This window comes from Pedobacter sp. KBW01, from assembly GCF_003852395.1.
Lineage (GTDB): Bacteria > Bacteroidota > Bacteroidia > Sphingobacteriales > Sphingobacteriaceae > Pedobacter.
This window is the reverse complement of the sequence record NZ_QAJQ01000019.1, coordinates 142,037-155,074: the sequence shown is the minus strand read 5'-3', so window position 1 is coordinate 155,074 and position 13,038 is coordinate 142,037. Positions and strand designations below refer to the sequence as shown.

Below are 13,038 nucleotides of genomic sequence, written 5' to 3'. Positions count from 1 at the left end.
TTACTGATTTATAGTGTTTTGTTGTGAAAAATTGTCTTGTTTTAGGTTTTAAACCGGGCAGGTTTTCAAAGCCTGCCCGGTTTGGATGGAATTTTCGATTAATTTTTGGCCTTTTGTTCAATTACATACTTACCTGCTGCTAAATCTATTTTACTGTTATTTGTTATTTTACCATTTACATACACATTCATATCACGTGTAAGCGGTAAATTAAACGTAGCAGTAGAATTGGCCGGAACGGTAATGTTGTAAGCAATGCCGTGATTAACCTTTTTCCAGGAACTTATAATTTTGCCGTAAGGGCCAATGTGGCTGACTTCAAAAGCATCCAGTCCTTCTACAACATGCGGTTCTAGAATGATGTGTTTAAAACCTGGCTGTTTTTCATCAGGCCTGATCCCGCCAGGTGATTTATATAACCAGGCACCGATTTCGCCAAACATGATGTGGTTCATCGATATATCCGATTTGGCATCAATCGGCCAGTTTTCATATAAGGTAGTGGCTCCGTTTTCCATCCACCAGCCCCAGCTTGGGTAGGTTTTTTGCACAGCAACTTTATAAGCCATATCGGCATATCCGTTTTCGCTTAAAGCATTTAAAATGGCTTTGGTACCCAACAGGCCAACATCCAAATGGAAACCATCTGCTTCAACTCGTTTTGCTAAATTCTCTGCAACCAGGGCAATTGATTCTTCGGGGACAATTTTCCAGTAAAGCGGCACACTCATTTCTGTTTGTATCCCAGAACCGTAAATTCCTTTTTCTTTGTTCAGGTATTTAGCGTTGAATGCATGTTTTACCTTTTTTACAAGAGCGGTATAACGCAGGTAATCGTCGTTTTTACCCAAAATTTTTGCGGCCTTGGCTAAAATTACTGCATCGGCATAATAATAGCAGGTAGAGGTTAGCTCTACTGGTGATTTAGATTTTACCGGAATCCAGTCGCCCAAACCCCAGGTAGTTAAACCGCTTGGGTAGGTTTCGTCGATGTGGTCTACATATTTTTTGATGTTTATGTAGCAATCGGCCAGTAATTTTTTATCGCCATAAAACAGATACACATTCCAGGGGATAATAGCAATGGTACTTGTCCAGTCTGGTCCGTTACCCCATTCGTAGCCCCAGCCATCGGTAGGGATGATAGATGGCAATACGCCGTTCGGCTGTTGTTCATCGCGGTGATCGGCCAGCCATTTTTCGTAAATGGTAATGCCATCAAAGCCATAAAGTCCTGTTTCAATAGCAATTTGTGCATCACCTGTCCAACCGTTTTTTTCCCGCTGAGGGCAATCGGTTGGGTAGCCAAACAGATTTGACAGGTATGAATTGTTAGTGGCGTAATAAATTTTATTGATAATTGGTTCAGATGACTTTACATCGCCCAAAACAGGAACATCGCTGTGCATAAAATAGCCCACCAGATCTTCTTTTTTTAATTCGATAGGTGTAGAGCTGGTTACTTCTACATATTGAAAACCCTTGTAGTTAAAGTGTGGCATAAAACTTTGTTTCGCTTTGCCATTCAGAATCAGGATATCGGTTTGAAAGGGATCTGTATTATCGGTTGGGCGGTAATGGGCATCAATATTCGAAATATCTAAACGTCCGTTTGGATATAAACGCTCACCATGTTTTAAACGCACAGTTGTTCCGGCAGCTCCGTTCAAAGTAATTTTGCTTACTCCCGAAATATTCCTGCCCAGATCGAACAGGTAAGTGGTATCGTTAATTTTTTTTACAGTTTTGGTAGCGATTTCTTCTACATTGCGGATGGGGTGAAGGGCCTGCGCCACAATATTCCTTGACGGTGCCGAGCGGTAAATCACATCCTTCCAATCTTTATCATCAAAGTTTATGGTATTCCAGCCTGGTTTTTCCATGCGGGCATCGTAATGCTCAGCAGTGTATATGCTGTTAAATACAATCGGACTTAAGGCTGTTTTCCAGTTTTTGCCCGATTTGATGGTTTCAACGGTTCCATCATTGTAGGTAATTCTAACATCTAAGCAGAAAGTTGGCCTGTTTCGCCATGGGGCACGGTCGAAATACCATACTGCAGTAGATTGATGGTTGTACCAGCCATTACCCAGTAATACACCAATGGCATTTTTACCATGATTAATAGCTTCGGTAATATCATAAGTTACATAGAGTGTTCGCCTGTCGAAACGGGTGTACATCGGGTCCATGCGGTGGTTACCAATCTTTTTTCCGTTGATGGATAATTCATATAAACCGGCTGCCGCGATATAAGCCCGTGCCGATTTTACCTTTTTGCCTGTGGTAAAGGTGTGGCGAAAATAGGGGGCAGGTTTTAGCTTAACATTTTCAGTGTCCGAAATCCAGGCCCCCTGCCAGTTGGCCATCTGCATCATACCCATTTCAAAACCAGAAATCTTACTCACCGTTTTTTTATTTCCGTTGGTAACATCCAGTCGCCAGAAATATTTAGTAAAAGGTTTTAGTAATTGACCCGAATAAGTAACTAAACTGAGGTCTGACTGTTTCCAGCCGGTATTCCATTGCGTAGCTTTTCCGTTGAGCAATGCAGCAGAATCGATACCTACCAAAATACGGTATGCGGTTTGTTTTGCATTTTGGCTATTATCCTGCATTTGCCAGGTAAAGCGGGGATTAGGATTATCTAAGCCGATTGGACTGGTTAAATATTCGGTTTTAAGTGCGGTAAGCGTTGTTTGGGCAAAGGCACCAGCAATAGGGGAAAGTGAAAAAAGTAAGGCTGATACCTTTAGAAATTTAGATCTCATTGTTTTCGGTTTATTGAAAACTAAGGTATCAAAATAAAGTGTGGATGGACAAAGCGCAATGGATTTTTTATGCATAAAAAAAGCGAAGACTAAAACTTCGCTTTAAATGCTTATCTGTTGCCGAAATCATTCAGCTCAAGCTATGGGCTTATCCCAATATTTCTTTCAGCTTCTGCGTTTGGTGATCGACAAGTTTTTGTAACGGACCAGATGCCAGCATTTTCATCATCATATTTAAATCGGCTGAAATGATGTGTTTTGCAGTTGTGGTACCATTACCATTATCGGTCACTGTCCATTTTAACTCTACTTCGAAAGGAGCTTTCTCTGTAGGGATGGCTGTTAATTCTTGATTTTCAACACGATTAGAGATTTTAATAGCTAGTTTTGCCATGTTTTGGATGGTAAAACGTGCTTCATCTTCTGTCGATTCCCAGTTATAAATATTCTCTGGCATCAATTGCTGATGATTGTTCATGTTGGATAGAAAGGCATAAACCTCCGCTACGGGCTTATTTACTTCTACAGCGCTTTCAATAATCGTCATTATATATTTTTATAGGTTTTTTTAATAAAAGGAGATTAAGACTCCGGACTTAAAGCCTGTCCCCACTCTGAAGGGTTTAAGCGCCATTTGCCCAATAATTCCATGTCACTTTTAGCAATAATGCTGTGCTCGGCAGCATAATCGATTAACGCACCATAGTTAGATAAAGTTAAGTAACGGCATTTTGCGGCTGCAAAGTTTTCGTCCGCTTTTTCGAAACCGTAAGTAAAAATTGCGGCTAAACCGGCAACTGATAATCCTGCAGCTCTTAATGCTTCAACAGCTTGCAAGCTGCTTTTTCCGGTAGAGATCAAATCTTCGATTACCACTACGCGCTGGCCTTCTACTACTTCGCCTTCAATTAAGCTTCCGGTACCGTGTTCTTTGGCTTTTGCCCTTACATAGATAAAAGGAAGGCCGAGTTCCTGAGCTACCAAAACACCTTGTGGAATTCCGGCTGTTGCTACTCCGGCAATTACATCTACCGAACCAAATTCTTCCTGAATGGCTTGTGCAAGTTTCTGACGGATGTAGGTTCTAACCTGAGGATGGGAAAGAGTAATCCGGTTATCGCAATAAATTGGCGACTTCCAACCAGATGCCCAGGTAAAAGGATTATTAGGTTGTAATTTAATTGCCTTTATTTGTAATAAAAATTCAGCTACCTTTAATTCAATATCACTTTTATTATACATGGCTCAAAATTACAGAATTTATATTAACGATAACACCTTGTTTATATCAGATGTTTTACCAGAACAAAAGGAAAAGATTCAACAGCTTGAATTTCAGGATTTTGATTTGCAAACATTTTATAAAAAATTAAAAAATGGGTCTAAAAAAAGCTACATTTTCTTAACAAAGAATCCTCAGGAGACCTTCAGGAAGCTAAAAAAGGATTGTACCATAATTAAAGCAGCTGGCGGATTGGTAGAAAGTGCCAATAACAATTATCTTTTTATTTTCAGGAACAAGAAATGGGACTTGCCAAAGGGTAAGCTCGAAGAAGGTGAAAATATGAAAGAAACCGCTGTGCGTGAGGTAGAGGAAGAGTGTGGTATTAAAGTTTTTAAACGCGAAGAAAAACTGTGCAAAACTTACCATGTTTACCCCATGGGAACAAAAATGGTAATTAAAAAAACTAACTGGTACAAAATGACAGTAAAAGGTGAACCAAATCTTATTCCCCAAAAGGAAGAGGGGATTGAAGAGGCGGTATGGTTGGATAAAAACCATGTAGGCCCGGTAATTAAAAATACCTTTCCATCAATTATGGATGTAATGCGTGCGGGAGGAATCTTGTAGGTATTTGTGAATCGTCAGGTGTTGCCACCTGACGGCACTCTATTCATAATCCAGTTCATCAACCACTTTTTTAACACGTTTTAGGTATTTTCCATAATAGTACCAGGCCCATAACTCGGTAATAGCCCCAATAATCAGAATGCTAATGAAGCAGTTTAATAAGATGTAAACCGGCGAGAGATTAGCTAAAATCTTATTCATTACCGAGGTTTTTTCGATCAGTAGGTACACTGATAAAAAGCCTGTTGCAATAAAGGCAATGATGTAGGTAAGTGCCTTGTAAAGCTCGATATTCAGTTTCATTTCGTAAAAAAACCAGAGAATACTTTTTCGGCTATCCATACTCATATCGTACGAATTTTTATAGAACCTGTAAAACTTAAAAAAGTAATAGGTTGTAAAACCGCAGGTTATGGCATAAAAAACCAGATAAACCAGTTTCATTTTGTCAGAAAAATTAAAGAGGTAGGGGAAGAGTGCCATAATTAAGAGCGCTATTGCCTGATAAAAAAACTCATGTTTCATCTTCCTCCGAATAATATCTATAGGCGTGTGCGCTTGTTTTATTTTAAGCATATCTGCTGAAATACTGGTTCCTACTTCTTTTTCAGCATTCCATTCGTTTTTTAAATCGTCAAAATTCATAACCGTTCTTCTTTATGATGAATTGTAATTTTTCTTTAGTTCTGTTGAGTTTAACACGAGCGTTTATTTCGCTAATGCCCAGGTTTTCGGCAATTTCACGGTGCGATTGATTTTCGAGAAAAAGGAAGATCAGCGCTTTTTCTACCGCATTTAACTCCTGCACAGCCTTATATAAACAAGCAAGTTTTTCTTCTTTTAATTCGCTCTCATTGATATCAATGATGTCGATGCTTTCATCGAGTGGGGTTTTATCTACCTTTCGGTTGCCTTTTTTGAAATAAACCAGAGCCGTATTTAAAGCAACCCTATACATCCAGGTCGAGAATTTACTGTTTCCTTTAAAAGTTGGGTAGGCTTTCCAAAGCTGCATCACAATTTCCTGAAACAGATCCTGCTGGTCATCAGTATTGTTCATATACATTTTAGCTACTTTATGTATAATGGCTTTATGCTGATTGATCAGGGAGAGAAATATATTTTCTGTTTCTTTCATTTAATGTATAACACATTGGTAACAGATTTTGAAAAACGTTACAGGTTATTTAAAAATAATATTTAACCACAGATAAAAAGGATAAACACGGATAATTATTGGTGTCAGATATTACTATCTGGTGCCTTAGCTGGAATTTTTTGCTGAAATACCATTGATGTAGCGTGTAGAAATCTGTCGGATGGTAACATCCAAAGGCACATTGCTGGTTATTTAAAAATAATATTTAACCACAGATAAAAAAGATAAACACTGATGATTGTAGGTGTCAGGTGTTACTATCTGATACCTTGGCTGGAATTTTTTGCTGAAAATGCCATTGATGTAGCGTGTAGCAATCTGTCAGATGGTAACATCCAACAGCACATTGAAGTGGTGTCCGCTACTGACTATAGAAAACTAAGTGCCTCTTGTGGTACAAAATGGCTCACATCGCCATGGTTGCGTAAAATGTCGCGCACAATGGTAGAGCTAATGGCAGAATATTCGGGTTTGCTTAACAATAGGATAGTTTCTACCTCGGGCATCATGGTTTGGTTAATTTGTGCAATGGCCCTTTCGTATTCAAAATCGGCGGCAGAGCGGATGCCACGAACCATATAAGTTGCATTAATTTTGCGGCAAAAATCAACGGTTAAACCCTCATAGGTTTGCACTTCAATATTTTTATATCCCGAAAACACGGTGTTTAAGATCTGCAAACGTTGTTCGGCAGTAAGGAAATTCTGTTTCGAGCTATTTAAACCAATGCCGATTACAATCTTATCGAACAAGGGAGTAGCACGTTGCAGAATGTTTACATGGGCAATGGTTATCGGATCAAAAGAACCAGGAAATAGCGCAATTTTCATAATTCAAATATAAAAGGTAAGGATGTAAAATGGAAGAGGTAAAATGGAAGATGTAAAATGGAAAGGATAAAATTTTAGGTCTTAACCATTATTGTAAATCTATTTAATCTTTAACTAAACTCGAAAAAGCTAAACGACGAATTGCCATACTTCCGTGTTTCCTGATAGCCCGGCTGATTATTCAGGCGCATGTTACTCTGGTGTTCTACTACCAATAAGCCATCGGGTTTAAGCAACTGTTGCTCTTGCACTAAAACGGGTAATTTCGGAATGTTGGGTAAATGGTAAGGAGGATCAGCAAAAATCAGGTCGTAACTACCTGTTAGCTGTTTCAATAATTTAAAAACATCGCCTTTGCGTACCTCTACCTGATCAAATTCATACTTCTTTGCCGTATTTTTAACCCAGTTTACGCAACCATAATCCATATCCACAGCCAAAATATTTGCGGCATCGCGCGATGCGAATTCGAAAGTCAGGTTACCTGTACCGCAGAACAGATCTAAAACGCTGCAGTTTTCAAAATCGTAACGGTTATTCAAGATATTGAATAAGGCTTCCTTAGCCATATCAGTTGTAGGGCGTACCGGCAAGTTTGCAGGAGGTTGCAAGCGGATGCCCTTTAATTTACCACCAATTATTCGCATAAATCTAAAGCAAGCAAACCGCTGAAATAATGTTTGGGCATATCGGCCAACAGTTCGCTGTTTTGTTTTCCCGCCGGGAGAAAGAAATAAAGTTGATTGAAATATTTTAATAAGCAGTTATAGTGCTCGTCGTCTTCGTTGATAATGCCCTGAATATAAACCGGGATACTCTCGTTTAAGTTGAGCTGCTCAATAATCAACAAGAGGAAATAGTTAAATTCTTCGGCGTTTTCTGATTGATAATGATTTTGAAAAACAACCTTTTTGTTCCGGGTGTACAATACATTGAAAGAGATTGCTGTAAAATCGATTAGCAGCGATTCATCCGCCAGATGGTTAAATAAGGCAACCAGGGGCTCCGATTGTGGAAAAAGGTTTACGTTTTGGGGTAAATGTGCTTTCACCTCATCATTTAAGCAGAAAACGGTATTAAAACCTAAAGCAGGGTTGTGCTTAGTGTAAATTTTGGCGTCTGTACCCAGGTAATTGGAGTACACCGCCAGGTTTTCGCCATCAAACCATTCGTCCGGAATGAATATGAAATTAGCGGTATGCACGGCGGCTTTAATTTCAGCGTAATTGAGCGAGAGGTATCGATCGGTTTCAAAAGCAGTTTTTAAATCCTTTTGTACGTCATCACAGCCTTGTTTGTCGAAAATCAACTTAATCTCGTCCGTATCCTTATTTACCACTGCATAAGAAAAACTATCATTCGTTATTTTTAACAATAAATGGCAGTTTGCAGATGCATCAGCTTTAAAATTCGGGTCGACTAATAAAAGGCTGTTGTTACTCATTGAAACAAAAATAGGTTTTTTTAAGGATTAACAGCAAAGTGGTGGTTAATTTTTAGGTTTGAGCATGAAATAATAGTGTTTTCAGTTTTTTGCCATGCAAACATGCGCTATGGTTTTTATAATTTAATAAGCAATTTCGTGTAGTACAATTAACCGATTTAAGCAATTAACCAGTTAAACATATTTTTACTTAAATCAAACCCTTCGGCTATTCAGAAATCAAAATATTCGGCTTAAATTCGGAACATGAGTTACAAGCCTACCTATAAAGCAGCAAACACAATTGCAACCACTATTGAGCAACATTTTATTAAACTGCACAAAAATGCAATTGCGCAAGGTGAGGTAGATTTGGCTACCCAGCCCAACAGTAAAATAATAGAAGCCATTATAGATGTGGCTTTTTGGAGCAGTTTACGTAAAGAAGAAGGCCACTCCCCGCGCATTTCTATTGCTTTTTTACCTCCGGGACAAGCTTCTAAACCTCTGCATTTCGCCAAGAAACTGGCATTAAATGCCAATACGTTAACCAAAATAGCACCGGGTATCGAACGTTCTGGAATCCACCTGGGGGTTTGGGAGGAAGATGGCGAATTATATATTTGGGGAACCACACTCAATATCCCGAATTTTTGTTTTGTGGTTGATGTTTCGGAACCAGGTTTAATTGTGATTAAACACCGCAGAATATACGGCATTGGGAAGTTTACCAATGTAGCTGTGCTAAAAGGAGAGCAGATCAGGATTGTAGACGATATGAGCTGCACCAACCGTGATTGTCCACCTATTTTAAAAGCTTTACTCGATTTAACGGTGCTGGCCAGCTGGAACGACCCGATTAATATTCTTATTCAGTTTGCGGTTTCTATGCGCGCCCACGGACGCGGAGGAGCGTTGTTAATTGTACCTAAAGGTGATACAAAATGGGAAGAATCGATTATTCACCCCATTCAGTATTTGGTTGAGCCACCATTTTGTGGGTTAGCCAACCTCGCCAAACAAAGCGGTAACCAGAGTGAAATTTTCTCGCAAGGTGCTGTTCGCAGGGAGGTTGATCATCTGGCTGGTTTAACTGCTGTTGATGGAGCAACCATTATCAACGAAGAATTTGGCCTTATTGCTTTTGGCGCTAAAATTGGCCGTGCAAAAGGTAAACCTACAGTAGACCAGATTGCTTTTTCTGAACCGATTGTAGGCGGTGAAGATAAAATTCTGTATCCTGGTCAGCTGGGAGGAACCAGACATTTCTCAGTCGCTCAGTTTGTAAACGATCAGCCCGATGCCATTGGCCTGGTTGCCTCGCAAGATGGTCATTTTACTATTTTTAGTCATAGCAAAAAACAAAATATGGTAATGGCACATCGCATAGAAACCTTACTTTTGTAATTAGCAGAGCAAAAAAAAGCAAAGCGCATAGCGATGTTATTCTTTTGAAAATGTAAGCCATTTCCCTTTGGGATTATTCCATTTTTCCGAAAAATTCAAAAAAACAATCCCACCTATGCTAAAAAACAGGTTCATTTGCCCTGCCAAACAATTAACCAGTTAAAACAATTAACCTTTACATGATTACCGATAAAAGTCAACTCATTGCCCAGGCTTACGCACATCCGCCCACTAAGGAGCAAATGCTTTTTTGCGAACGGATGTCGAAGTTTTTGCAGGATAAAGACGACGAGCGGTGTTTTGTTTTAAAAGGCTACGCGGGTACAGGTAAAACCACTTCTGTAGCAGCTTTGGTAAAGGTTCTGACTAAATTTAACCTCAAAAGCGAGTTGCTGGCCCCAACCGGAAGGGCGGCGAAGGTAATGAGCCAATACGCCAATCGTAAAGCTTTAACCATTCACAAAAGGATTTACCGTAAACGTTCGGCTACATCGCCCGAAATGCAGTTTCAGCTGGCACCAAACCTGGCTGATAACACTGTTTTTATTATCGATGAGGCTTCGATGATTGCAGATGAATTTAATGAAACAGGTTCTTCGATATTGAGGGATTTGCTGGAGTTTGTGTATAATGATAAGAACTGTTTTTTGCTTTTTGTAGGTGATACAGCCCAGTTGCCTCCTGTAGGAAGTTTAGATAGTCCGGCTTTAAACGAGCAATATTTGAAAGACAATTTCTATCTCTCTGTTACTTCGGTAGAGTTAAAGGAAGTGGTACGACAGGGGAAAAAATCGGGTATTTTAGCCAATGCGACCATGTTGCGCAACCAGATTGCTAAAAATCCTGAAAACCCTTTGCCTAAATTCCTGACCAAAAATTATCAGGACATTTACAATATGCCAGGGGCACGTCTGGTAGAGGGGCTCGAATATGCCTACCGCAAATTCGGTATCGAAAATACGCTGGTGGTTTGCCGTTCAAATAAAACTGCTAATGTGTATAACCAGCAAATCAGGGCACGCCTGCTTTACCGCGAAGAAGAGCTTACAGGTGGCGATCAGATTATGGTGGTTCGGAATAATTATTTCTGGCTTCCAGATAATGATGAAACTGCTTTTATTGCCAATGGCGATATGGCTAAAGTAATTCGTGTAAGGGGAGAAGAGGAGCGTTATGGCTTCCGCTTTGCCGATGCGACGCTGGAGTTTATGGATTTTCCGGCGGCAGGGCAAATTAGCTGTAAGGTGATGCTCGATACCCTGAATTTAGAATCGGCCAATTTACCTTATGAGCAGAATAAAAAGCTTTTTGATGGTCTCAATGAGGATTATGAACACATTGCCAATAAAAGACAGCGCATGCTGGCCATAAAAGCCGATCCTTTTTATAATGCGTTGCAGATAAAATTTGCTTATGCGGTAACTTGTCACAAAGCACAGGGTGGGCAGTGGGATGCTGTTTTTGCCGATCAGGGTTATTTAACCGAAGAAATGATAGATCTCGACTTTTTACGCTGGTTATACACTGCTGTAACCCGTGCAAAAAAAGAGTTATATTTAGTCAATTTTGCGTCACAGCTTTTTGCGAAAACCGCGCTTGAAGATTACTATTAAAATGATTACTCAAATTTGAGGAGAACAACGACTACTACTAACCAATTATACTATGAAATTTGCTTTTAGTCTTAAAAACAAAGTGAAAATTGCCTTTTTACTTTTCTGCATCATGTGTTGTACGTTGCTGATCCGTTTTCTGGAAGATAAAAGCGTGAAGAAAATTAACGAATCTTTTATTTCGATGTATAATGACAGGCTGGTGCCTGCAACCGATTTGTATTTTATTGCTGAAAATCTGTACCATAAAAATACGGTGCTGCAGGATGCTTTTATAACGGACAATGTTGTACCTGCCTCGGTAAGTATCACCAAAATTAATCAGCATAATCGCAAAATCGATTCCGCAATTCGTAAATACGGACTAACCCTGTTGGTAAAACAAGAAAAAAGCTTTCTGAATGATCTGAAAAATGCGCTTACCATTCAAAAAGTACTCGAAAATAAAGCATTGAGCCTGGGCAGTGCAGAAGGTAAAAAAGTTTACGAATCAGTAGGCCGTAATGCTGCTAACCAAACTTTCGATAAGCTTTCGGACTTAATTAAAATCCAGTCAAAGGTGGGGGATGAATTGATTAAAGATTCGAAAATTTTCGTTTCCGGAACTAAGGTTTATTCTACTTTGCAGGTTATTCTGGCTATAGTAATCGGTATTATGATTGTAGCCATTATCTCTGCCTCGAATGCTGTTAAAATACAGAACGAGAAGTTTAATTTAAATTGATTACCTGGTTTTTGGCCACGGATGCACGGAAGGCACAGAAAATTAATCTGTGTTAATCCGAGTCTCCGTGGCTGAATTTAGATAATCTGTCATCTCGAATGTAGTGAAGAGATCTTTATTAGATTTCTCCATTCCATTGCACTGCAGTCGAAATGACGACTACTCTGCATCATCATCAGTTAACAACCTGATCGAATCATCAGAAAGCATAATTAAACGCTCTTTATATAAAGACCCAATGGTTTTTTTAAAAGCACTTTTGCTGATCTGGAAACGGTGATAAATCTCTTCCGGAGAGCTTTTGTCGCCCAGTTCAATTATTCCACCACTCTTTTTAAGCGCGGCCAAAATCATTTCTTTCGAATCTAAAATGTGTCCGTAACCACTTGGCTGTAAGGTTAGGTCAATTTTACCTTCCACACGGATTTTTTTGATCCATCCTTTGCGCATATCGCCAATCTGGATATTATCAAAAACCTCGTTGTGATACAATAAACCAATGTAAGTATTGTTAATAATAGCATTGAAACCCAGGTCGGTTTCTTCGGTAATTAATAAACTTACCTCGTCGCCTTCTTCGAAATCAAAATTTTCTTCCTCTACAAAATCGTATAGTTTTGATGATGCGAGTAAGCGATCGTTATTTTCGTCGAGATATACATAAACTACATATTTATAGCCTTTTTGCATTGGCCTTTTTTGCTCGCGGTCGGGCACATACACGTCTTTATCAATGCCCAGATCCATAAAAACACCGTCCTCGTCAGAAACAACCTTTAAAAAAGCAAAATCACCAACTTCGGCGTAGGCTTTTTGTGTGGTCCCCGTTAAGCGGCCATCTTTTTGTACAAACACGAAAACAGAGATATTATCACCAATTTCGAGCCCTTTGGGCACATGTACATAGGGCAGGATAACCAGTTTGTCGCCGTCGGTTAAATTTAAACCAGCTTCGGTTTTACTTAATACTCTTAGTTCGTTGTATTTTCCTATTTCAATCATTTTTTGTGGGTTTAACCATTTTCTTCAATGGCTTTTGCGTTGCAAAGGTAACAATCTTTAAAGGCTAAGTCCGATTTAAATATATGAATTATTGAAGGATTGAATGAGGAGGGATTGAATGCGGGATTTCATAGACATTCGCTCATTCAATCCTTCAATCACTTAGCGCATTCACCCATTCAATAATTTACTGATTTAATCATTTCTTGTCAAATAATTGGGTTAAATTTGAACACCACAATTTAAGGTACTTCGTT

General features: G+C 39.3%; 13 protein-coding genes. 4 read left to right on the top strand and 9 right to left on the bottom strand.

What is annotated here, in order from left to right:
• Window positions 1-98: 98 nt before the first annotated feature.
• From DBR40_RS18595 to pyrE, 3 genes are all read right to left on the bottom strand, one after another.
• On the bottom strand, window positions 99-2,771 hold the full coding sequence (locus tag DBR40_RS18595) for an alpha-L-rhamnosidase (protein WP_124561241.1): 2,673 nt from the start codon (window positions 2,769-2,771) through the stop codon (window positions 99-101).
• A gap of 148 nt (window positions 2,772-2,919) precedes the next feature.
• The gene (locus tag DBR40_RS18590; protein ID WP_124561240.1) at window positions 2,920-3,318 is read right to left on the bottom strand and encodes an SRPBCC family protein; all 399 of its coding nucleotides are present in this window, start codon (window positions 3,316-3,318) and stop codon (window positions 2,920-2,922) included.
• Between the two features lie 35 nt (window positions 3,319-3,353).
• Window positions 3,354-4,013, bottom strand: coding sequence for an orotate phosphoribosyltransferase (gene pyrE, locus DBR40_RS18585; protein WP_124561239.1), 660 nt, complete (start codon window positions 4,011-4,013; stop codon window positions 3,354-3,356).
• Between pyrE and DBR40_RS18580 the strand changes: the two genes are divergently transcribed.
• On the top strand, window positions 4,012-4,623 hold the full coding sequence (locus DBR40_RS18580) for an NUDIX hydrolase (RefSeq protein WP_124561238.1): 612 nt from the start codon (window positions 4,012-4,014) through the stop codon (window positions 4,621-4,623). The two genes, pyrE and DBR40_RS18580, sit on opposite strands and share 2 nt — an antisense overlap.
• 39 nt (window positions 4,624-4,662) lie before the next feature.
• Here the strand turns inward: DBR40_RS18580 and DBR40_RS18575 are convergent, their stop codons facing one another.
• The 5 genes from DBR40_RS18575 to DBR40_RS18555 all read right to left on the bottom strand — a co-directional run bounded on the left by DBR40_RS18575 (window position 4,663) and on the right by DBR40_RS18555 (window position 8,056).
• The gene (locus tag DBR40_RS18575) at window positions 4,663-5,268 is read right to left on the bottom strand and encodes a hypothetical protein (RefSeq protein WP_124561237.1); all 606 of its coding nucleotides are present in this window, start codon (window positions 5,266-5,268) and stop codon (window positions 4,663-4,665) included.
• The gene (locus DBR40_RS18570) at window positions 5,258-5,761 is read right to left on the bottom strand and encodes an RNA polymerase sigma factor (protein WP_124561236.1); all 504 of its coding nucleotides are present in this window, start codon (window positions 5,759-5,761) and stop codon (window positions 5,258-5,260) included. Before DBR40_RS18570 ends, DBR40_RS18575 begins: the two co-directional genes overlap by 11 nt.
• A gap of 389 nt (window positions 5,762-6,150) precedes the next feature.
• A complete protein-coding gene (gene coaD / locus DBR40_RS18565) occupies window positions 6,151-6,612 on the bottom strand; it encodes a pantetheine-phosphate adenylyltransferase (RefSeq protein ID WP_124561235.1) in 462 nt (153 codons plus the stop codon).
• 110 nt (window positions 6,613-6,722) lie between these two features.
• On the bottom strand, window positions 6,723-7,259 hold the full coding sequence (gene rsmD, locus DBR40_RS18560) for a 16S rRNA (guanine(966)-N(2))-methyltransferase RsmD (RefSeq protein WP_124561234.1): 537 nt from the start codon (window positions 7,257-7,259) through the stop codon (window positions 6,723-6,725).
• The gene (locus tag DBR40_RS18555) at window positions 7,250-8,056 is read right to left on the bottom strand and encodes a DUF3822 family protein (RefSeq protein WP_124561233.1); all 807 of its coding nucleotides are present in this window, start codon (window positions 8,054-8,056) and stop codon (window positions 7,250-7,252) included. The genes rsmD and DBR40_RS18555 overlap by 10 nt, the downstream gene beginning before the upstream one ends.
• Before the next feature lie 246 nt (window positions 8,057-8,302).
• Between DBR40_RS18555 and DBR40_RS18550 the strand changes: the two genes are divergently transcribed.
• From DBR40_RS18550 to DBR40_RS18540, 3 genes are all read left to right on the top strand, one after another.
• On the top strand, window positions 8,303-9,442 hold the full coding sequence (locus tag DBR40_RS18550; protein WP_124561232.1) for a putative sensor domain DACNV-containing protein: 1,140 nt from the start codon (window positions 8,303-8,305) through the stop codon (window positions 9,440-9,442).
• Window positions 9,443-9,621: 179 nt separating this feature from the next.
• Entirely contained in the window at window positions 9,622-11,055 is a 1,434-nt protein-coding gene (locus tag DBR40_RS18545) for an ATP-dependent RecD-like DNA helicase (protein ID WP_124561231.1), read from the top strand.
• Window positions 11,056-11,107: 52 nt separating this feature from the next.
• Complete coding sequence (locus tag DBR40_RS18540; RefSeq protein WP_124561230.1) at window positions 11,108-11,779, top strand: MCP four helix bundle domain-containing protein; 672 nt, start codon at window positions 11,108-11,110, stop codon at window positions 11,777-11,779.
• A 159-nt stretch (window positions 11,780-11,938) separates the two neighbouring features.
• On the opposite strand, the gene DBR40_RS18535 is transcribed toward DBR40_RS18540, so the two are convergent.
• Window positions 11,939-12,781: a S1 RNA-binding domain-containing protein gene (locus DBR40_RS18535; RefSeq protein WP_124561229.1), complete on the bottom strand. Its 843-nt coding sequence runs from the start codon at window positions 12,779-12,781 to the stop codon at window positions 11,939-11,941.
• Between the last annotated feature and the right edge of the window lie 257 nt (window positions 12,782-13,038).

Coding starts and splice junctions, on each gene's coding strand:
- DBR40_RS18595 (WP_124561241.1), bottom strand. CDS start 2,771: ATGAGATCTAAATTTCTAAAGGTATCAGCCTTACTTTTTTCACTTTCC.
- DBR40_RS18590 (WP_124561240.1), bottom strand. CDS start 3,318: ATGACGATTATTGAAAGCGCTGTAGAAGTAAATAAGCCCGTAGCGGAG.
- DBR40_RS18580 (WP_124561238.1), top strand. CDS start 4,012: ATGGCTCAAAATTACAGAATTTATATTAACGATAACACCTTGTTTATA.
- pyrE (WP_124561239.1), bottom strand. CDS start 4,013: ATGTATAATAAAAGTGATATTGAATTAAAGGTAGCTGAATTTTTATTA.
- DBR40_RS18575 (WP_124561237.1), bottom strand. CDS start 5,268: ATGAATTTTGACGATTTAAAAAACGAATGGAATGCTGAAAAAGAAGTA.
- DBR40_RS18570 (WP_124561236.1), bottom strand. CDS start 5,761: ATGAAAGAAACAGAAAATATATTTCTCTCCCTGATCAATCAGCATAAA.
- coaD (WP_124561235.1), bottom strand. CDS start 6,612: ATGAAAATTGCGCTATTTCCTGGTTCTTTTGATCCGATAACCATTGCC.
- rsmD (WP_124561234.1), bottom strand. CDS start 7,259: ATGCGAATAATTGGTGGTAAATTAAAGGGCATCCGCTTGCAACCTCCT.
- DBR40_RS18555 (WP_124561233.1), bottom strand. CDS start 8,056: ATGAGTAACAACAGCCTTTTATTAGTCGACCCGAATTTTAAAGCTGAT.
- DBR40_RS18550 (WP_124561232.1), top strand. CDS start 8,303: ATGAGTTACAAGCCTACCTATAAAGCAGCAAACACAATTGCAACCACT.
- DBR40_RS18545 (WP_124561231.1), top strand. CDS start 9,622: ATGATTACCGATAAAAGTCAACTCATTGCCCAGGCTTACGCACATCCG.
- DBR40_RS18540 (WP_124561230.1), top strand. CDS start 11,108: ATGAAATTTGCTTTTAGTCTTAAAAACAAAGTGAAAATTGCCTTTTTA.
- DBR40_RS18535 (WP_124561229.1), bottom strand. CDS start 12,781: ATGATTGAAATAGGAAAATACAACGAACTAAGAGTATTAAGTAAAACC.